Source organism: Nonomuraea sp. NPDC049784 (genome assembly GCF_040659615.1).
Lineage (GTDB): Bacteria > Actinomycetota > Actinomycetes > Streptosporangiales > Streptosporangiaceae > Nonomuraea.
In genome coordinates, this window is the sequence record NZ_JBFAMX010000040.1 from 1 (window position 1) to 19034 (window position 19034).

Genomic DNA, 19034 nt, shown 5'->3' on the forward strand with positions numbered 1-19034 from the left:
GGGGCGACGGCGTCGACGGCGTTGAGCGCGGCGGTCCCGGCCAGCCCCAGCACGCCCGCGCGGGTGTGGCCGAGCCCGGCGGGGATCTTGGCCAGGCCGTACTGCTCGCTCACGACCACGTACTCGGCGAAGCCGCCCTGGCCCAGCGTCGGGCGCATGACCACGCCGAACACGTCATCACCTGGCGTCAGGCCGGTCACGCCCTCACCGACGGCCGCCACCGTGCCGGCGAAGTCCTTGCCGAGCACGACCGGGAACTCGTAGTCGTACACGCCCTTGAGATAGCCGCCCAGCACTCCCAGGTCGAAGCCGTTGACCGAGGACGCCAGCACCCGGACCAGCACCTCGCCAGGACCGGGCTCCGGCACGGGCAGGTCGGCGGCCTCCAGGCCGGCGCCGAAGTCGGTGAAAGCCATGGCACGCATAATGAATTACTCCGTTTCCGTGGAAGATGCCGTGGCCTGCAGCCAGGAGGCGCGCAGGACGGCGCGGGCGACGGCCGGCTCGGCTTCGTCGCGGGGGCATTAAGCATCACGATCGTGTCCGGCCACTCAGGGCGCCGGCTGATCGGGTGGGGGATCGGTCAAGTCGATGCTCATTGCAACAGCACTTTCTGTGCGCTGGTTACTTCTTGTGCGCGCATCGAGTCTGGTCCAGAATGCCGCCATGGCGGAAGAAGGCACTTTGACCCGCGCAAGGCACACCGATGTGCGCGAAACGATCGGCGAGAACCACCCGACCTGCCAGCTGCGCCACATTCTCGACCGCGTCGGGGACAAGTGGAGCGTGCTGGTGATGAGCCTGCTCGGCGACGGGCCCAAGCGCTACTCCGAACTGCAGCGCGCCATCGAGGGCATATCCCAGCGGATGCTCACTCTCACCCTGCGCAGCCTGGAGCGCGACGGCCTGGTGGAGCGCACCGTCACCCCCACGTCGCCGCCCCGGGTGGACTACGCCCTGACCCCGGTCGGTCAGACGCTCTCTGCCCAGGTCTCCGGGCTCATCGCATGGGCCGAGGAGCATCGCGCGTACGTGGCCGCCTCCCGCCTGCGCTACGACGCGTCGTGACCGGCCAAGCCTCTCTCTTAGCCGGGGCCGAGGCCTGGCGGCTCGGCATACGTTCACCCGAGATCTCTTGACCTTGTCAGGTGGGTCAGTAATGATCAACGGCGACTCCCGCCGAAAGGTGATCACGTGCGATTAATCGCAGGCAAGGCCACAGCCTTAGCCGCCGTCCTGGCAGCCCTCCTCCTCGTTCCTCAGCCCGCCTCAGCGGCCACCCAGCTCATCGGGAACGGCACCTTCAACAGCTCCACCTCCCCCTGGGCCGCGATCGGCCAGACCACGGTCGCAGCCGAGTCCGGTCGTCTGCGGGTGGACGTGAAGGCCGTCGTCACCAACCCCTGGGATGCCATGGTGGCCTCGCCCACCACTGCGGCGCTGAACCCGGGCAAGAGCTACACGCTCTCCTTCGACGCCTACTCCACCGTCGCCTTCAAGGCCCGCGCGACGGTGCAGTACACGGCCACGCCCAGCAGCAACCAGTCGCTGGCCACGGACGTACAGCTGACCACTGCGAGCAAGCGCTACAGCATCCCGTTCACGGCCGCGACCGCCTCCAGCACGGCCGCCGAGGTGACGTTCCAGCTCGGCGGGTCCGGCGGCACTCCCGTGGTCCGGTTCGACAACGTGTCGCTGCTGGAGACGCAGACGACGCGGCCGACCGCCCTGTACGTGTCCAGCCAGTCGAACCCGGCCAAGTGGGCCGCCGCCAACCAGGGCACCACTGAGGCGCAGGCCATCCAGGCGAACATCGCGAACAAGCCGATCTTCGAGTGGTTCGGGAACTGGTTCGGCGACATCACGCAGGCCGTGGACAGCTATGTCGGCGCCGCGCAGGCTCAGGACAAGCTGCCGATGCTGGTGGCGTACAACATCCCCAACCGGGACGCGTGCGCCTTGCACTCGGGCGGCGGCGCGGGCGACGCCACCGGCTACCACAGCTGGATCACCGACTTCGCCAAGGCGATCGGTACCAGGCACGCGATCGTCGTGCTCGAGCCCGACGGGGTGGCCGCCGCAGGGTGCGTGACGAAGATCGGCAAGGATCCCGAGGACCAGTACCGGATGCTGCTGGACGCCACCCAGGTGCTGAAGGCCCAGGCGCCCAACGCGTGGGTCTACCTGGACGCGGGCAACGCCACCTGGATCGCGGCCGACGCCATGGCGCCCCTGCTGGTCAAGTCGGGCATCGCCAACACCCGCGGCTTCTCCATGAACGTGTCGAACTACATCACCACCGGCGACTCCGAGGCGTACGCCGTCGCGGTCAACGGCTATCTGTCGGGGACGGTGGGAGCCAAGAAGTACGTGATCGACACCAGTCGCAACGGCAACGGCCCCTACTCGGACGACACGCCTGAGGACAACTGGTGCAACCCGCCGGATCGTAAGCTCGGCACCCCCCCGGTCAGGCAGTTGAGCGGCGCCGAGTACGTCTTCTGGGTCAAGGTGCCCGGGGACTCCGACGGCCCGTGCGGCATCTCCGACGAGCCGGCCGGGACGTTCGATCCCGCGCTGGCGATGGCTCTGATCAACGGCACTTCCTGACGCGTGTTCCGGCGGCCGGGCCTGCTCAAAGGCCCGGCCTGCTCGGAATGCCCAGCCCATTCGGAAGACCCGGCCGCTCGCTCACGTGCGCTGCAGCAGGAGGGTGACGAAGCCGAGCGCACCTCGGTAGCCGTTGAGCCACATCTCGCGGTGCTCACGCGCGGCGGCGAGGGCCTGCTCCCCGTCCGGGCCTGGGTTGGCGGCGGCCCATCGGGTCAGCGTGCCGGTCCACGACCATTCGTACTCGTCCCACTCGGTCAAGGTGCTCACGTGGGCGTAGACGGTCAGCCAGCCTTCGGACTCGGCGGCGGCCACCGTACCCGCCAGGTCGGGGTACTCGCCGATCGCCTCCACGACCTCCGGAGCCGGAGTCCGCTCCCAGAACCCCTCCCCGACCAGCGCCAGCCCGCCGGGCCTGACGAACCTCGAGACCGTGTCCATCGTGCCCTTCAACCCCTGGAAGGCGTGGGTCGAGCCCACGCAGAGCACCAGGTCGTACGGCTCCGAGGCGGAGAACTCGGCGGCGGGCTCCTGATGCAGCGACAGCCGGCCGGACAGGCCGCGCGAGGCCGCCGACTGTTCCGCTGCCGACAGGGCCGTCGGCGAGATGTCCACCCCGTCCGCGACCGCCGACGGGACGAGCTCCAGCGCACGAAGCGACCATTCGCCCTCGCCACACCCGAGGTCGAGGATGCGTGCCCCCTCCGGCAGGGCCGCCCGGCGCAGCAGGCGGTCGAGGTTGCCAGCCGAGACGGGCGCGGCGATCGGATGGTCACGATGTGCGATGGTGCTGATCAGGTTTCTTTCCATGCCGTCCATCCTCGCGGCGCGCGCAACCGGTTTATCGGCCGTGACGGACCAAGAGTGCACGGGCCGTGGCGGCCATGGCCTCGTCCACCATCTCGCCCTCGAACGTCACCGCCCCCGCCCCGCCCGCCTGGGCCGCCTCCACGGCCTCGATCAGCCGGGCGTAACGGGCCAGCTCATCGGGGGAAGGGGAGCCCGACACTCTCGTGACCTACGCCCAGCACCCGCTCTATGACGACTTCTGGCGCGGGCGCAGCGTCAAGTCCCGCTGGCAGAACCTCGACGTCCCCGTCCTGGAGATCGCCGGCTGGTACGACCGGTACCGCCAGGGCATGGTCGAGAACTTCCAGGCGCGCGAGCGCAACGTCTGGCTGGTGTCCGGCCCATGGGTGCACGGCTGGCCGGCCGGGCAGCCCGCCGACATCGGCAACGGCGCCTACTTCGCCTGGTGGGACCGCTGGCTGGCCCGCCGGCCCGGCGCTCCGCTGCCCGCGGCCAAGGTGACCTCCTATGAGGTGCCGGGTACGGGCTGGCGGCAGTTCGCCGGCTGGCCGCCCGCCGGGACGCGGCAGCTGGAGCTCGCCCTCGCCGCCGACGGCACTCTGGCCTCCCGCCCGGGCATCGCGGGAACCCGTACGTTCGAGGTCAACACCGAGCCGGCCGCGGGCGGGCCGGGCCAGCGGCTGGAGTTCGCGACGGGGCCGTTCCCGCGCGATCTCGTCCTCGCCGGTGAGGTCCAGGCCAAGGTCCGGGCCTCGTTCACCGCGGCCAACGGCAACGTCGCGGTCGTGGTGCAGGACGTCGCCCCCGACGGCACGGCGACCCGCATCACCCAGGGCTGGCTGAAGGCGAGCCACCGCTTCGGCCACGACCGCGCCGTCCCGGTACGCCCGGGCAAGACGTACGACCTGGACATCCGCACCTGGCCCACGCACTACCGCGTCGCGGCCGGACACAGCCTCCGCGTCACGGTTTCCAGCGACGACTACCCGGAGATCGACTCCGACGCCCCGGCGGGCCAGGTGTCGCTGAGGCTCGGCCACGGCGGCTCGAACATCCGGCTGACCATGCTCTGACCTGCGCCGGCCCTCCCAGGAGGGCCGGAACGACAGCACGACCCCGACTTGGATAAGATCCCCCTCATGGCGACTGCAGGCTTGTTTCTCTGATCACGCGCTCGTGAGAAGGCGCAGTGGCGCTGGGGCGCGTCGGCTCCGGCGGCGGCCCGGCCGCGTCTGAGCCCGGCGGCATCCCGCGCTCCGCACTGCGTTTCTCACCGCGTCGACCGTCGATCGGCACCATCAGAGAAACGAGTGCATCACCATGGCTTCCGGTTTCCCGTCGGAGCACACCTCTGTCCTGAACACCCTCGACCCCGGCGACCCCGTCCTGGACGATCTCGAGCCGCCGCGCGGCGTCATCGAAGGCGCCCGGGTCGTGGGCGTCGGCGAGGGCGCCCATTTCGTTGATCGCATCCGTTCGCAGGGCGCCACCGTGGACACGCCGCTTCAGCAGGCCTTCGATGCGGTCGTGTGCACGCCCACCGCGACGGCCGACCCCACCGTGGACTTCTAGGCCGGTATGACCACCGACAACCAGCAAGGAAAGCAGATGAACATCTCCAGCGCCGTCGTCACCGGCGCCGCCGGCGGGATCGGCAGAGCCCTTGCCGCCCGCCTCCGCTCGACCGGGGCGCGGGTCGTACTCGCCGACATCGAGGAAGCGGCGCTCGCCGGCGCCGCGGCCGAGTTGGGAGCCGACGCCGTCCGGACCGACGTCTCCGACGCCGCACAGATGGAGGCCCTCGCCGCCGCCGTGCCGGACGCCGACCTGGTGTGCCTGAACGCGGGCATCGTCGGCCGGGACCTGGGCGTGCCCTGGGAAGTGAGCCCCGAGGATTGGGACAGGGTGTTCGCGGTGAACGTCGGCGGCGTGGTCAACGGGTTGCGGGCGTTCGTCCCCCGCCTGCTCGCCGCCGAGCGCCCCGCGCACATCCTGATCACCGCGTCTCTGGCGGGGCTCGTCACGTTCCCCGCCGGTGGCGCGTACGCGGCCTCCAAGCACGCCGTCATCGCGCTCGCCGAGCAGGCCGCGCTCGCGCTGGCGGGCACGCCGATCGGCGTGACAGTGCTGTGCCCGGCCCTGGTCCGCACCGGCATGTCGGCCGAGGGCGAGGAGCCCGCGGCCATCGCCGAACAGGCGCTCTCGGCTGTGCGGGCGGGGACCTTCGCCGTGGTGCCGGACGGCTGGGCGACCGCGATCACGCGGCGCGCCCAGTGGCTGGCGACCGGCACACAGCCGGAGGTCCCGGCGCCTGCGTCGGGCGACTAGGGCCAGCGGGTTCGACGCCGCCGCCACGGTGTAGGCGGCGGCGTCGGCCACGGTGGTGAAGTGCCGGAAGCGTGATGATTTTGACCTCCAGGTCAAGAAATTGCTAGGGTCTCGGACATGGGAAGCGGCATGCCGTGTCCATATTTTGTACCTGCAGTTAAAGAACTGGAGAAACCATGGAGCTCAACCTCGACTCCAAGACGGCCGTCGTCACCGGTGCAAGCCGGGGCATCGGACTGGCCACCGTGCAGACCCTGATCGAGGAGGGGGGACGTGTGGTCGGCGCCGCCCGCACCATCACCCCCGAGTTGGAGAAGTCGGGAGCCGTCGCGGTGTCGGCCGACCTGAGCACCGCAGAGGGCGTGACCACCCTCATGGACACGGCGCTCGCACAGCTGGGCGGCATCGACCTGCTGGTGAACAACGTTGGCGGCGGCGACGCCATCGAGCCCGTCGGATTCCTCGAGACCGGCGACGCCGACTGGGCCGCCGTCTTCGACATCAACCTGCTCAGCGCCGTCCGCGTCACCCGGGCCGCCCTGCCCAGCCTGATCGAGCGGCGCGGATCGGTGGTCAACGTCTCGTCCATCAACTCGAGGCTCCCCGCCGCGGGCCCCGTCGCCTACAGCGCCGCCAAGGCCGCCCTGGCCGCGCTCGGCAAGTCCCTCGCCGAGGAGTTCGGCCCGCAGGGCGTCCGGGTCAACACCGTCTCGCCCGGCGTCGTCCGTACCGCCATCTGGGAGGATCCGGACGGCTTCGGCGGCAAGGTCGCCGCACTCGCGGGGGCCGAGCACGCCGCGTTCCTCGAGCAGATCCCGGCGGCCTTCAGCATCACCACCGGCCGGATCACCGAGCCCAAGGAGGTGGCCGCGCTGATCGCGTTCCTCCTGTCGGACGTCGCCGGCAACATCACGGGTGCCGACCACGTCATCGACGGCGGCACCGTCAAAACCCTCTGAACTTCGCCGGCAAATGAAAGCGGCCCACCACGCGCACGTGGGGGCCGCCAGGGGGAGAAATCTACACAGGGGTGTGCATGTGGCGGGTCAGGGCGTGTTCCACCAAGGTGATCAAGGTGGATTTCACCGACTCCCGCTGCCTGGCGTCCAGGCGAACGATCGGGATGTGGCCGCCGATCGACAATGCCTCGCGGAGCTCCTCCTCCGCGTGCGCGAACTGCCCGTCCCACCCGTTGATGCCGATGACGAACGGCAGTTTCGCTTCTTCGAAATAGTCGATCGCCGGGAAGCTGTCGGCGAGACGGCGCGTGTCCACGAGCACGACCGCGCCGATGGCGCCCCGCACCAGGTCGTCCCACATGAACCAGAAACGGTGCTGTCCGGGCGTGCCGAACAGGTACAGGATCAGGTCACGGTCGAGGGAGACCCGGCCGAAGTCCATGGCCACGGTCGTGGTGGTCTTGTTCGGCGTGAGGGAGACGTCGTCCACGTGTGCCGAAGCGTCCGTCATGACGGCTTCGGTGGTGAGCGGCAGGATCTCCGAGACCGCACCCACAAATGTCGTCTTCCCCACGCCGAAGCCCCCGGCCACGACGATCTTCGTCGAGGTTAGGCCGGGGCTAGAGCCTGCGAAGTCCACTGAGCACCCTTTCGAGCAAGTTGAGGTCCGGCTTTCCGGCGTCCAGCGCAGGCTGGTGCACGCGGATCAGGCCCTCCGACGCCATGTCGGCGATCAGCACCCGGACCACCCCGAGGGGCTGGCGTAAAAGGGCGGAGATCTCGGCAACCGACCGGACGTTCCGGGTCAGCTGGATGATCGCCTGATACTCCGGACTTAGTAGGGAAATGTCTTGGTATTCCGACGTCACGGAGGACACCAATGCCTCCATGGCGAACTTCATCCGCGGCGCGGTGCGCCCCCCGGTCACGGCATAGGGCCGTACCAAGGAGCTCGGCTTCTGCGGACGGGGAGCCGCCGGATGCGGCGGAGTGCTATCACCAGCCCAACCCTGACCTGACACCATGATCTCCTGTCACCGCCCCGCTAACGGGGGCGGGCCGCTTGCAGCTCGGCGCGTACGGCCGGCGTCAGCACCTGACCGGCCCGCTCGACCAGCAAGGTCATCTGGTACGCCACCAACCCCATGTCACAGTCGGGAGCGGCCAGGACGGCCAAGCAGGACCCATCGCTGATGGACATGATCATCAAAAGCCCACGCTGCATTTCGATAACGGTCTGCGTCACCATACCGCCCTCGAAAACCCGCGCGGCTCCCTGGGTCAGGCTGATCACACCCGAGGCCACCGCGGCGAGCTGGTCGGCCCGGTCCTTGGGAAAACCCTCGGAGAAGGCCAGCGGCAAGCCGTCGGACGAGACCACGACCGTGTGCGCGACACCCGGCACGTTGTTCACGAAGTCTGTGATCAACCAGCTTATGCCGCGCGCTCCCTGGCTCATTTCTCTCATTTGTCCTCCTCATTCTCTTCTCCGCGGGTGAACGCTCGGCCTTGCCGGACACCCTGCTGGAAGCTGGAGAGCCGGCTGCGCAGCCGCTCAGGCGAGATCTGCGGCGCCGGCGACTCAGCCTGGGGCTCGGCGAGGCTGGCCGTACCGGGCACCAAGTTGGCCTTGGGGACGCGACGGGGCAGGCCCGAGGGTGTGGTGCCGCCCTGTGCGGGCTGCGCGGCGGCCTGCGCGGCCTGGAAGCCGGAGTCCGCGGGCGAGGACCACGTCGCGCCCGCCCCGGAAGCACCAGGCGTGCGCCGAGGCAGCCCGCCAGACGACGCGGGAGAGGGCGCCTCCGTGGGCACGACCGGGTGCACGGCCGTGATCTCGGGCTGCTCCTCCTCGTAAACGGGAGCCGCAGGCTCGGTACGCGGGCGCAGCACCTCGGGATCGGGCCGGCGGAACCAGTCGGACCCGACCGACGAGAAGATCGGCAGGAACTCGTCGCCCTGGTCCTCCATGGGCGAGTTGCGCACCACGGGGAGCGGCCCGGTCATGTCCTGCGAGGAGTAGGCGCCGGGGCCGAACCTGTCGAAGTCCGAGCGCCCGTTCTGCTCGAACTGGTCGGCAGGCTTGGGCTCCTCCGCGAACGGCGAGCGGTACTCGTCACCGTATTGCGCCCGCGGCCGCTCCTCCGCATCGAACAGCGACCTGCGCGGCAGCGGGTCGGCGAACGACGACCACCGCGACTCATCCTGCGACTGCTGCGGCGGCTCGGTGGCGAACGACGGCCAGCGGGGCTCGTCGTCCTGCATGGGCGGCGGCTGCTCCGCGAAGGACGGCCACCGGTTCTCCGCGAACGACTGCTGCGCGGGCGGCGGCGTCTCGTCGGCGAAGGACGGCCAGCGGGGCTCCCCGAACGACTGCTGGGGCGGCGGCGGCGTCTCGTCGGCGAACGACGGCCAGCGCGGCTGGTCGCCGTCCTCCGCCGCCTGCGCTCCCTGCGGCTGCTCGGCGAAAGGCGACTGCCGCTCACCGAAAGCAGGTTGCTCACCGAAAGACGGCTGCTCGCCGAAAGCGGGCTGCTCGCCGAAGGAAGGCTGCTCACCGTAGGGCTGCTCGAACGGGCGATCCCCGGCCGGCCGCTCGTTGAACGCGGCGGACTGCTCGCCGAACGCGCCCCAGCTCCCGCTTCCAGGCGCCGGCAGCGACCCCGGCCACTGCGTGTCCACCACCTGCTCGGGCCCGTCGGCGCCGCGACCGGACGGGTAGGACCCGGACCCGTTCTGCGACGGCTCCCCGAACATGCTCGGGTCGAACGTCGTGAAGGCCTCGTACTGCCCGCCCTGCTGCGGCACGCCGACCCCGCTGCTGATCAGCATGTCGGGCAGCATGACCAGCGCGCTCAACCCGCCGGTCTCCCGCTGGCTGAGCTGCACGCGGACGCCGTGCCGCAGGGCCAGCCGGCCGACCACGAACAGGCCCATGCGCCGCGACACCGCCACGTCCACGACGGGCGGGTTCGCCAGGCGCCAGTTGGCCTCCGACAGCTCCTCGGGGCTCATCCCGATGCCCAGGTCGTTGATCGACACGAGCACGCCGCCCTCGGCGGGCGTGCTGGTGACCGTGACCTTGCTCTCGCGGGGAGAGAAGGAGATCGCGTTCTCGATCAGCTCCGCGAGCAGGTGGACGGCGTCGGTGACGGCCGGGCCGACGATCAGCGTGCCGGACGGGATCTGGATCTGGACCCGCTCGTAGTTCTCGACCTCGGACAGCGAGGCGCGGGCGATGTCGACCAGCGGCACCGGCTCGCTCCACTTGCGAGCCGCCTCCTGGCCGGCGAGGACCAGGAGGTTCTCGCTGTTGCGGCGCATGCGGGTGGCCAGGTGGTCGAGCCTGAACAGGTTCGCGAGCCGCTGCTCGTCCTCCTCGCCCTGCTCCAGGCCCTCGATGAGCTGCAGCTGCCGCTCGACCAGCGTCTGGCTGCGGCGGGAGAGGTTGACGAACATCGAGTTGACGTTCGTGCGCAGCTTGGCCTCGTCGCCGGCCAGCCGGATCGCCTCGCGGTGGACCTCGTCGAACGCCCGCGCCACTTCACCGATCTCGTCGCGGGTGTTGACGCCGACCGACGGCACCTCGGGCACGTGCGCGCCGTCGCCGGACTCACGCAACACACGGACGGTCTCGGGCAGCCGGGTCGTAGCGACCTGGAGCGCCTCGGCACGCAGGCGGCGCAGCGGGCGGACCAGCGAACCGGCCACGCGGGTGGTGAAGATCAGGACGAGGAGCAGCAGGACGAGGATCATCGCACCGGAGATGATCGCGTTGCGCTGCTCGGTGTCGCTCAGGTCCCGGGTCCTGGCCACGATCTTGGTGGCCAGGCCGTCCTCGACCTTGCGCATGGCGTTGCCGGCCAGGGTCGTGCTGTCGTACCAGTTGCTCAGGTCACGGTGGGTGGTGACGTCGAGGTCCTTGATGCGGTTGTACTCACGCACCTGGGCGAGCGCGCGCTGGCGCATGGCGTCGGCGAGGTCGATGTCGGAGCCCCGGACGAGCTGCTGGTACGTCTTCAGGTCCTTGGGGTCCGCCTCCTGCTCGAAGTTGGACAGTTCGGCCTGCTGCTTGTTCCAGGAGCCCAGGAAGTCCGACAGGTCGTCGCTGTCGAGCTGACGCTCGACGAGCGCCACGATCAGGATGATCTGCTGGCGCGAGATCTCCTCCTTGACCCGCTGGAGCGAGCCGAGCGCGGCCACCTCACGCTGGAGGGTGTCGTCGCTGACACCGTCACCCAGGTCGCCCTGGATCGCGGAGAAGGTGCCGATCATCGTGGTGTACGTGCTGACGGCGGCGCGCGGCGGCACGTTCGAGACCATGGACTCACGCAGGCTGTCGAGGCCGTCGAGCCAGCGGCGCATGTTCACCACGCCCTCGCGGACGCGGGACGAGTGGGTGGCGTCGATGGACGTGGCCGCGCTGAGCACCTGCTTCTTGGCCGCGTCAGTGGCCTGCCGCTGCGTCTTGAGCTGGACGAGGCGCTGGCCTCTGCTGCGGTCGGCGACGTACCACGCGGTGAGCGTGCGTTCCTTGCCGAGCTCGTGGTTGAGCGCTCCGATGCGCTGCACCAGCTCGGCGACCTGGGTGAGCCGGCGGTAATCGGCGCTCGTGCCGATGGCGTTGGCCAGCTGCACACCGGCGAGCAGTACGCCCACAACGGTGGGGATGAGGATCAGCGCGACCAACCTCGAGCGCACACGCCAGTTCCCCAGCCGGAAACGTCCGCCTGTGTACTCCCCTGACCTCGTGTGCCTGGGGTCTTTCGTCCTCACTGACTCTCGCTACCTCTCGCCGGTACGTGCTCGAAAAATCAGACACGCGTGTGGCGCATGGGATTCTGTCCAGCCGGGTAATTGGAACACAACCCGTACCAGATCGGCGAACAGAACATATCCCATCACACGTGCCCAAAGGGTCACTTTGGGCAACATAGCGCCGTACACGTTTTAGGCGGGCCGGAACGAATCACGCTCGGCCGGCGCCGCGTGCTTCACCATCAGGTGCCGCGTCACCGAGTACTCCTGCACCGCCTCCTGGCTCATGTCCTTGCCGAACCCGCTGCCCTTCACCCCACCGTGCGGGGCCTCGCTGGCGATGGGCAGATGGTCGTTCACCCAGGTCACGCCCACATCGAGCCGATGCGAAACACGCATGGCCCTGGCGACGTCACGCGACCACACAGACGAGGCCAGTCCGTACCGGGTGTCGTTGGCCAGCCTGACGGCCTCGTCCTCGCCGTCGAACGGTAGCGCCACGAGCACCGGTCCGAAAAGCTCCCCTTGCACGATCTCGCTGTCCTGAGCGACGTCGGCCACGAGGGTGGGCGGGTAAAAAAAGCCGGAGCCCCCGATCGGGGCGCCGCCGTGCAGCACGCGCCCGGCGGCCCTGGAGACGAACCCGTGCACCCGCTCCCGATGCTCGGCGGAGATCAGCGGGCCGATGTCCGTGGCCGGGTCCCAGGGGTCACCGACGGTGATTTTGGCAAGAGTTGCCCGCAGTGCCTCCACCGCGTCCGCGTACACCTCGCGGGCGACGTACACGCGGGTGGCGGCCGTGCAGTCCTGCCCGGTGTTGTACGTCGCCCCCATGGCCACGCCGTGGGCCATCTCCGCCAGGTCGGCGTCCTCGAAGACCAGGGCGGGCGCCTTGCCACCGAGCTCGAGGTGCACCCGCTTGAGCGTGGCCGCGGCCCCGGTCATCACCGCCCGGCCCGTCTCCGTGGAGCCGGTGACGCTGACCATGTCCACGCCCGGGTCGGTGACCAGCGCCTGGCCGACCTCCGCGTCCCCGGTGACCACCTGCACGAGCCCGTCGGGCGCGCCCGCCTTGGCGAACAGCTCGGCCAGCCGCAGAGTCGTGCGCGGCGTCTGCGGCGCCGGCTTGATCACCACGGCGTTGCCGGCGGCCACCGCCGGGCCGATCTTCCAGACGGCCATGACGAACGGGAAGTTCCATGGCGCGATCGAGCCCACCACCCCGACGGGGCGGCGCAGCAGGACCGAGGTGTAACCCGGGCTGAACACCCCGGCGCCCGAGCCATCGAGCGAGCGGGCGGCCCCGGCGAAGAAGCGCAGGTTGTCGACGGCGAACGGCAGCTCGCCGTCCCTGAACACCGCCGCGGGCTTGCCCGTCTCCTCCACCTCGAGCCTGGTCAGCTCCTCGGCGTCGGCCTCCACCAGGTCGGCCACCCGCAGCAGTAGCCGCGCGCGGTCGGCCGGAGTGGCCTGCGACCACTCCTCGAACGCCGCCCGAGCCGTGCGTACGGCCGCCGCCACACCCGCCACCGGCGTGTCCGGAATTTCGGCACACGGAAGCCCGGTGGCGGGGTTGATCAATTCACGCATGTCACTCGCCAAGTTGCTCGATCAGGTCGGCGGCCTTGCGCAGGCCGTCGCGACGCCGGATCTCCTCGCCCGCGGCGGCGAGCCGGGCCCGCAGCTCGGTGTCCCCGAGCAGCCGCTCGACCGCCCCCTTCAGTTCCTCGTCCGTGAAGGTGTAGGTGGAGAGCCTGACACCATAGCCCAGTTCATCGACCCTCTGGGCGTTGTCGTACTGGTCCCAGAAGAGCGGCAGCAGGATCATCGGCTTGCCGAAGTGCAGCGCCTCCGTGGTCGTGTTGTTGCCGCCGTGGGTGATGACCAAGTCACACAGTGGGATGATCTTAGTCTGCGGGAGGAACTCCGCGCCCCACATGTTGCCGGGCAGCTTGATCTCCTCGTGGAGCGGCCCCTTGGAGACGATGTACTGGTGCGGCGTGGTGGCCAGCACGTCGATCACGCGCTGCATCAGCTCCACGTCGGAGGAGCCGAGAGAGCCGAGCGAGAAGTAGACCAGCGAGCCCTGGCTGCGGTCGAAGGGCAGCGTGAAGTCCTCGTCCGTCTCACGCACCGAGGAGTCGAGCCGGTGCCAGGACTCGCCGAGCGGGCGGGCGTCGGTGTAGTCGAGGAGCTCCGGGTAGACGTAGAGGTTCAGGTCGCCCTCGTGGATGAAGTCGAGGTCGGGCAGCGGCGCGGTGCCCTGCTCGACGGACCACTCGTTGAAGGCGCTCCAGACCTCGCGGTGGGTGCGGTCGTACTCGGCGCGGAAGGCGTCCCACTCGGAGCGGTCGTCGGCGGGCAGGCCGGAGAAGACCGGCGCGATGTTCTCGCCGCGCACCTCGAGCGGGTTGCAGGAGACGATGCGGACGAACTTCTTGCCCGCGGTGAGCAGCGCCGGGAACGTGATCACGTTGTCCTCGACGATGACGTCGGGGTTGACGCGCTCGATGATGGCCTTGAGCTGCGGCTCGCAGTACTTCACGCCGTCGATCAGCTCGGCCCAGATGGGCTTGGTGACCGTCTCGAGCTGCTCCTGCGTGCTCTTGCGGTACTCGGGCGCGGTCTCCCGGATGAAGTCCTTCCAGAACTGGCCGGGGTCCTGCTCCTCGGCGTTCTCGGGCGGCGGCGCGAGGTCGACGAGGTCCTCCTCGAAACCGAGCGCTTCGAGCTTGCCCTTCCACGACGCCTCGGCCGCGAAGACGACGCGGTGGCCGCGGCGGCGGAGGATGTCGCCGATGCCGATGCAGTTGTTGGTGGGACCGTACGCGCTTTCAGGCATGAACAGGATGGTGAGAGACATGGAGACTCCGGGGGAACTCATCAATTTGAAGAGGAATTCAAGAACTCATCTAGCGTGAAGGTCAAGTAACGGGCACTATGGTCACGGCTAACTGAACAGCAGCCAAACGAGTGAGGGCGGTGAGAGTGGCTCAGCGTAAAAGCCGTACCGATCGGCGCATCGACTTGATCGAGGCCGCGCGCAGGGCCATCATCCGCCACGGCGTCGACGGCGTGCAGCTTTCGCACGTCGCCGAGGAGGCCGGGCTCACCTCCGGCGCGGTGCTCTACCACTACCCCGACCTCAGCGAGCTGCTGGTCGAGGCGCAGCACGCGGGCATGGAGCGCTTCTACGAGCAGCGCGTGCGGCAGCTCGCCACACTCACCGAACCGGTCGAGAAGCTGGTCGTCACGATCAAGTCGGGGCTGCCGACCGGGCCACTCGACCCCGACGTCCGCCTGCTCAACGAGCTGGGCGGGGCCGCGGGCCGCAACCGGGTCTACGGCGTGCTGCTCACCTCGCTCTACGATCGCCAGGTGTCGATGTACCAGGCGATCCTGGACACCGGCGCGGCGCTCGGGGTGTTCAGGCTGAGCGCCGACTCGCTGACGATCGCGCGCAACCTGGTGGCCCTGGAGGACGCGTACGGCTACCGCATCACGGCCAGGCACCCGGTCATCGGCCCGGACGAGGCGGCCGAGCTGATCCTGTCGTACGCGCGCGCGGCCACGGGCAACGACCTGACCTAATGACATCATGGATCGACCGCCATGATGACCGCATCCTCGGCGTTCCAGCGCACCTTGACCTTGGCGCCCACCTCCACCGAGCTCGCCCCCTGCACGGCGACGAGCAGCGGCTTGACGCGGCCCGGCACGTCCACGGAGATGTGCGACACACCGCCGTAGAAGCTGACGTCCAGGACGCTGCCCTGGAGGCCGCGCATGGCGTTCTCGTCGGCCAGCTCGATCTTCTCCGGCCGGACCGCCAGCAGCGCCTTGGCGCCCGCCTCCAGCTCCCCCAGCGGGGTGCCGGCCAGCATGCCGAACTCGTCGGTCTTGATCCCCTCGAGCCCGCCGGCCGTACCGTGGAAGAGGTTGTTGGCGCCGACGAAGTCGGCCACGAACGGCGTGCGGGGCCGCTCGTAGAGCGCGACCGGCTTGTCCACCTGGCGCACGCTGCCGCTGTCGAAGACCGCGATGCGGTCGGCCAGCGACATGGCCTCCTCCTGGTCGTGCGTGACGACCACGAACGTGATGCCGACCTCGTGCTGCAGCCGCTTGAGCTCCAGCTGCATGTCGGCGCGGACCTTCTTGTCCAGGGCCGACAGCGGCTCGTCGAGCAGCAGCAGGCGGGGCCGCTTGACAATGGAGCGGGCCAGCGCGACCCGCTGCCGCTGGCCGCCGGAGAGCTGGGCGGGCTTGCGGTTGGCGTGCGCCGACAGCCCGACGGTCTCCAGCACCTCGCCGACGCGCTGCTTGACCTCCTGGCGGGGCAGCCGCTCGCGCTCCAGGCCGTAGGCCACGTTCTTGGACACGGTCATGTGGGGGAACAGCGCGTACGACTGGAACATGAGGCTGATCGGCCGCCGGTTCGGCTGCTTGGACAGCAGGTCGACCCCGTCGAGCGTCACCGAGCCCCCGTCGGGCGTCTCGAACCCCGCGATGATGCGCAGCAGCGTGGTCTTGCCGCAGCCGGACGGGCCGAGCAGCGCGAAGAACTCCCCCTGCTCGATCTCCAGCGACACGTCGTCGAGCGCGGTGACGTCCCCGAACCTGCGGGTGATGCCGTCAATCTTGAGCACGTGACTCCCCGATCTTGGTCATGCGCTGCCCGGCGATCACCGCCGTGAAGCTCACCAGGAGCAGGATCGCGGCCAGCGCGTTGATCTTCGGGGTCACCCCGAAACGAATCATTGAGTAGATGACGATCGGCAGCGTCTGCTCGCTGTTGCCGATCGTGAAGAACGCGATCACGAACTCGTCCAGCGACAGCGTGAACGCCAGCAGCGCGCCCGCGACGATGCCCGGCGCAAGCTGCGGCAGCGTGATCCGCACGAACGTCTCCACCGGCCCGGCCCCCAGGTCGCGCGAGGCCTCCTCCAGCGAGGTGTCGGAGTTGGCCAGCCTGGTACGCACCACCGCGGCCACGAACGCCATCGCGAACAGGCCGTGGGCGAGGATCACCGAGTACAGGCCGAGCGTGAGCTGGATCAGGCCGTAGAACAGCAGCAGGCCGATCGCGAGCACCAGGTCGGGCAGCACGGCAGGCATGAGCGCGACGGCGTCCAGCGTCTTGGATTTGGTGTGCCTGGCCAGCCCGACGGCCAGCAGCGTGCCCAGCACGGTGGCGATCACCGTGGAGCCCGTGGCCACGATCAGCGTGTTGACCAGGCCGTCCCTGACCCGCTCGTCGTGGACCAGCTCGCCGTACCACTTGAGGCTGAAGCCCTCATACGTGTACGCCGACTTGCCGGAGTTGAACGACATGACGACCAGCACGAGGATCGGCAGGTAGAGGAAGACGTACGTGGCCCAGAACGGCACATACAGGAGCTTGGACCTACGCACGGCGAGCCACCCATGCCTGCGCGAGGAGCAGCACGATCAGCACCGCGATGAGCGCCAGCGCGAGCGTGGAGCCGAACGGCCAATCGCGCGCCTTCAGGAACTGGTCGCGGATGAGATTGCCCACCATGATCGACTTGCTGCCGCCGAGGATCTCGGGGATGACGAAGTTGCCGAAGCTCGGCACGAACACGAACAGGCACCCCGACATCACGCCGGGGATCGTGAGCGGGAGCGTGACCTTCCGGAACGTGGTGAACCCCGAGGCGCCCAGATTGGCCGAGGCCTCCCTGAGCTGCGGGTCGAGCCGCTCGATCGCCGCGTACAGCGGCAGCACCATCAGCGGCAGGTACGAGTAGAGCAGCCCGGCGACGATCGTGCCCTGCTTGTACAGCAGCTCCATCTGCGTGCCCAGCACTGAGTTGATCAGGCCGGGGCCGCTGAGCAGGATGATCCACGCGTACACGCGGATGATGAAGTTCGTCCAGAACGGCAGGACGATCGCGACCAGTGCCACCGTCTTCCACTTCTGCGGGAGCTGCGCGATCAGGTACGCCGTCGGGTAGCCGATCAGCAGCGCGATCAGCGTCGTCAGCGCCGCGATCTTCAGCGAGTTGAGCGCCACGCCCAGGTAGAGCGGGTCGACCAGGCGCTCGAAGTTCTCGGTGGTGAACTCGTAGACCACGCCGCCGAAGCGACCCCGCTGGAACACCGTGTTGCTGAGCACCAGCGCCAGCGGCACCAGCAGCAGCACGATCAGGTACGTGACACCGGGTGACAGGAAAACGAACGCGCCCAGCCGGCGCTCCCGCGAACGGGACACCGGCCGGGCCTTGACCTCAGACTTCACCGCTCTTACTGCTGTGCCGTGACTTCGGTCGACAGGCGCGTGTACTTGGTCGACGCCTGACCCAGGTCGATGATCGACTCACCGTTGAGCAGCTCGGCGGGCTTGATGCCGAGCAGCGAACCCTTGGGGATCGAGACCTTCTCCATGGCGGCCTTGTTCGGGACCTTGTAGTTGATGTTCTCGGCGGCCCAGCTGTGGATCTCGGGGTCGAGGATGTAGTTGATCAGGGCGTGCGCGGCCTCCTTGTTCTTGGAGGACTTCATGATCACCATGGTGTCCACCCAGAGGTCGCTGCCCTCCTTCGGCACCACGAACTTGATGTTGCCCTTCGGGTCCGTGGTCGGGCACCAGCCGTCCCACGCCTCGACCATCATGGCCTCGCCGGACTTCAGCTTGTCGCCGAACGTGACGTCGTCGTAGGTGAGCAGGTGGGGCTTCTGCGCGAGGAGGGCGTCCTTGACCTTCGCGATCTCGTCGTCCTTGTCGGTGTTGACCGAGTAGCCGAGCGCCTTGAGCGCGGGCAGGGCCAGCCAGCGCTCCGTGGTCATCATGGTGACCTTCTTGTCGGCCCAGGCCGGGGGCTTGAGGAGATCGTTCCAACTCGTCGGCGGAGTCTTCACCAGGTCGCTGCGGTAGCAGATGCCGGTCGTGCCCCAGGTGTAGGGCACCGAGTACTTGTTGCCCTTGTCGTAGGAGAGCTGCGTGGCCTCCGGGTAGAGGTTGGCCAGGTTGGGGATCAGCTCGGGGTGGATCGGCTCCAGCAGGCCCGCCGCGTTGAGCGCCTGGGCGTACTGACCTGACACGAACGCCACGTCGATGCCGCTGTCACCGGGGGCGGTGAGCTTGGTCATCGCGATCTCGTTGGTGTCGTGCAGCGCGACCTTCATGTCCTTGACATGGAGCTTCGCCTTGACCTTCTCCGGCAGCTCCTTGGGCGTGTACCCGTCCCAGACCGTGATTTGGAGGGTCTGCTGCGACAGGTCCGCGTTGGGCTTGAGCTGGTCCGCCGCCGCCGCGGTCGTGCCTTCTGAGCTGGTCGACGACTCACCGCCGCACGCCGCGACGGCGAGCGCGAGGCCGGCCACCGCCACGGCGGCCGGGAGACGACGGGTGAACCGGGTACGGGACACGGCCGCTACTCCTTCTGAAATTTGTGCTGTTTGAGGGGTCGCGCGACCTTACCGGACACAGCAGACCAGAGCAGGAGTGTTGCAGGGTAAATCAACATGAGCAAGACTTTTGCTGACATTGCTACCTGGAAGTTTGGTCCACAAGTTGAATTGGGATTCAATAGCCGCCCGGCTACTCTCTAT

General features: G+C 68.8%; 20 protein-coding genes. 7 read left to right on the plus strand and 13 right to left on the minus strand.

Annotation, left to right across the window (positions count from 1 at the left end; genetic code table 11):
• Positions 1-416: alcohol dehydrogenase catalytic domain-containing protein (locus AB0J09_RS12350; RefSeq protein WP_360689174.1), on the minus strand; the 416-nt coding region annotated here is incomplete at its 3' end.
• Positions 417-684: 268 nt separating this feature from the next.
• On the opposite strand from AB0J09_RS12350, the gene AB0J09_RS12355 reads away from it, so the two are divergent.
• Together AB0J09_RS12355 and AB0J09_RS12360 are read left to right on the plus strand one after the other, a co-directional pair.
• Positions 685-1068, plus strand: a complete 384-nt coding sequence (locus AB0J09_RS12355) for a helix-turn-helix domain-containing protein (protein WP_360689176.1) — start codon at positions 685-687, stop codon at positions 1066-1068.
• Between the two features lie 126 nt (positions 1069-1194).
• The gene (locus AB0J09_RS12360; protein WP_360689178.1) at positions 1195-2610 is read left to right on the plus strand and encodes a glycoside hydrolase family 6 protein; all 1416 of its coding nucleotides are present in this window, start codon (positions 1195-1197) and stop codon (positions 2608-2610) included.
• Between the two features lie 81 nt (positions 2611-2691).
• On the opposite strand, the gene AB0J09_RS12365 is transcribed toward AB0J09_RS12360, so the two are convergent.
• Positions 2692-3420, minus strand: a complete 729-nt coding sequence (locus AB0J09_RS12365) for a class I SAM-dependent methyltransferase (protein ID WP_360689180.1) — start codon at positions 3418-3420, stop codon at positions 2692-2694.
• Between the two features lie 31 nt (positions 3421-3451).
• Entirely contained in the window at positions 3452-3619 is a 168-nt protein-coding gene (locus AB0J09_RS12370; RefSeq protein ID WP_360689182.1) for a hypothetical protein, read from the minus strand.
• Positions 3620-3623: 4 nt separating this feature from the next.
• Here AB0J09_RS12370 and AB0J09_RS12375 point away from each other — a divergent pair, with 4 nt between their 5' ends.
• From AB0J09_RS12375 to AB0J09_RS12390, 4 genes are all read left to right on the plus strand, one after another.
• Positions 3624-4493 carry a CocE/NonD family hydrolase C-terminal non-catalytic domain-containing protein gene (locus AB0J09_RS12375; RefSeq protein ID WP_360689183.1) on the plus strand — a complete coding sequence of 290 codons (870 nt, stop codon included), beginning with the start codon at positions 3624-3626 and terminating at the stop codon, positions 4491-4493.
• A gap of 247 nt (positions 4494-4740) precedes the next feature.
• Positions 4741-4992 (plus strand): hypothetical protein, encoded by a 252-nt coding sequence (locus AB0J09_RS12380; RefSeq protein WP_360689185.1) that lies wholly within the window; start codon positions 4741-4743, stop codon positions 4990-4992.
• Positions 4993-5028: 36 nt separating this feature from the next.
• Positions 5029-5748 (plus strand): SDR family NAD(P)-dependent oxidoreductase, encoded by a 720-nt coding sequence (locus AB0J09_RS12385; RefSeq protein ID WP_360689187.1) that lies wholly within the window; start codon positions 5029-5031, stop codon positions 5746-5748.
• A gap of 176 nt (positions 5749-5924) precedes the next feature.
• The gene (locus AB0J09_RS12390) at positions 5925-6707 is read left to right on the plus strand and encodes an oxidoreductase (RefSeq protein WP_360689189.1); all 783 of its coding nucleotides are present in this window, start codon (positions 5925-5927) and stop codon (positions 6705-6707) included.
• Positions 6708-6768: 61 nt separating this feature from the next.
• On the opposite strand, the gene AB0J09_RS12395 is transcribed toward AB0J09_RS12390, so the two are convergent.
• From AB0J09_RS12395 to AB0J09_RS12420, 6 genes are all read right to left on the minus strand, one after another.
• The gene (locus AB0J09_RS12395) at positions 6769-7347 is read right to left on the minus strand and encodes an ATP/GTP-binding protein (RefSeq protein WP_360689191.1); all 579 of its coding nucleotides are present in this window, start codon (positions 7345-7347) and stop codon (positions 6769-6771) included.
• Positions 7328-7732: a DUF742 domain-containing protein gene (locus AB0J09_RS12400; protein WP_055507219.1), complete on the minus strand. Its 405-nt coding sequence runs from the start codon at positions 7730-7732 to the stop codon at positions 7328-7330. Before AB0J09_RS12400 ends, AB0J09_RS12395 begins: the two co-directional genes overlap by 20 nt.
• 20 nt (positions 7733-7752) lie before the next feature.
• Positions 7753-8166, minus strand: a complete 414-nt coding sequence (locus AB0J09_RS12405) for a roadblock/LC7 domain-containing protein (RefSeq protein WP_201760494.1) — start codon at positions 8164-8166, stop codon at positions 7753-7755.
• Between the two features lie 5 nt (positions 8167-8171).
• A complete protein-coding gene (locus tag AB0J09_RS12410; RefSeq protein WP_360689193.1) occupies positions 8172-11405 on the minus strand; it encodes a nitrate- and nitrite sensing domain-containing protein in 3234 nt (1077 codons plus the stop codon).
• A gap of 249 nt (positions 11406-11654) precedes the next feature.
• Positions 11655-13052 (minus strand): aminobutyraldehyde dehydrogenase, encoded by a 1398-nt coding sequence (locus AB0J09_RS12415; RefSeq protein WP_360689195.1) that lies wholly within the window; start codon positions 13050-13052, stop codon positions 11655-11657.
• A 1-nt stretch (position 13053) separates the two neighbouring features.
• Positions 13054-14325, minus strand: coding sequence for a glycosyltransferase (locus AB0J09_RS12420; protein ID WP_360689197.1), 1272 nt, complete (start codon positions 14323-14325; stop codon positions 13054-13056).
• A gap of 119 nt (positions 14326-14444) precedes the next feature.
• Here AB0J09_RS12420 and AB0J09_RS12425 point away from each other — a divergent pair, with 119 nt between their 5' ends.
• On the plus strand, positions 14445-15053 hold the full coding sequence (locus AB0J09_RS12425; protein WP_360689199.1) for a TetR family transcriptional regulator: 609 nt from the start codon (positions 14445-14447) through the stop codon (positions 15051-15053).
• Positions 15054-15058: 5 nt separating this feature from the next.
• Here AB0J09_RS12425 and AB0J09_RS12430 read toward each other — a convergent pair whose 3' ends face one another.
• The 4 genes from AB0J09_RS12430 to AB0J09_RS12445 are packed head-to-tail and all read right to left on the minus strand — an operon-like array spanning position 15059 to position 18851.
• Positions 15059-16108, minus strand: a complete 1050-nt coding sequence (locus AB0J09_RS12430) for an ABC transporter ATP-binding protein (RefSeq protein ID WP_360689201.1) — start codon at positions 16106-16108, stop codon at positions 15059-15061.
• Positions 16095-16874 (minus strand): ABC transporter permease, encoded by a 780-nt coding sequence (locus AB0J09_RS12435; protein WP_360689203.1) that lies wholly within the window; start codon positions 16872-16874, stop codon positions 16095-16097. Before AB0J09_RS12435 ends, AB0J09_RS12430 begins: the two co-directional genes overlap by 14 nt.
• On the minus strand, positions 16867-17721 hold the full coding sequence (locus tag AB0J09_RS12440) for an ABC transporter permease (RefSeq protein WP_360689205.1): 855 nt from the start codon (positions 17719-17721) through the stop codon (positions 16867-16869). Before AB0J09_RS12440 ends, AB0J09_RS12435 begins: the two co-directional genes overlap by 8 nt.
• A gap of 5 nt (positions 17722-17726) precedes the next feature.
• On the minus strand, positions 17727-18851 hold the full coding sequence (locus AB0J09_RS12445) for a spermidine/putrescine ABC transporter substrate-binding protein (protein ID WP_360689207.1): 1125 nt from the start codon (positions 18849-18851) through the stop codon (positions 17727-17729).
• Between the last annotated feature and the right edge of the window lie 183 nt (positions 18852-19034).

Excerpts from the sequence above, each read along its gene's own strand:
- AB0J09_RS12365 (WP_360689180.1), bottom strand. The coding sequence starts at position 3,420 with ATGGAAAGAAACCTGATCAGCACCATCGCACATCGTGACCATCCGATC.
- AB0J09_RS12380 (WP_360689185.1), top strand. The coding sequence starts at position 4,741 with ATGGCTTCCGGTTTCCCGTCGGAGCACACCTCTGTCCTGAACACCCTC.
- AB0J09_RS12385 (WP_360689187.1), top strand. The coding sequence starts at position 5,029 with ATGAACATCTCCAGCGCCGTCGTCACCGGCGCCGCCGGCGGGATCGGC.
- AB0J09_RS12390 (WP_360689189.1), top strand. The coding sequence starts at position 5,925 with ATGGAGCTCAACCTCGACTCCAAGACGGCCGTCGTCACCGGTGCAAGC.
- AB0J09_RS12400 (WP_055507219.1), bottom strand. The coding sequence starts at position 7,732 with ATGGTGTCAGGTCAGGGTTGGGCTGGTGATAGCACTCCGCCGCATCCG.
- AB0J09_RS12405 (WP_201760494.1), bottom strand. The coding sequence starts at position 8,166 with ATGAGCCAGGGAGCGCGCGGCATAAGCTGGTTGATCACAGACTTCGTG.
- AB0J09_RS12415 (WP_360689195.1), bottom strand. The coding sequence starts at position 13,052 with ATGCGTGAATTGATCAACCCCGCCACCGGGCTTCCGTGTGCCGAAATT.
- AB0J09_RS12420 (WP_360689197.1), bottom strand. The coding sequence starts at position 14,325 with ATGTCTCTCACCATCCTGTTCATGCCTGAAAGCGCGTACGGTCCCACC.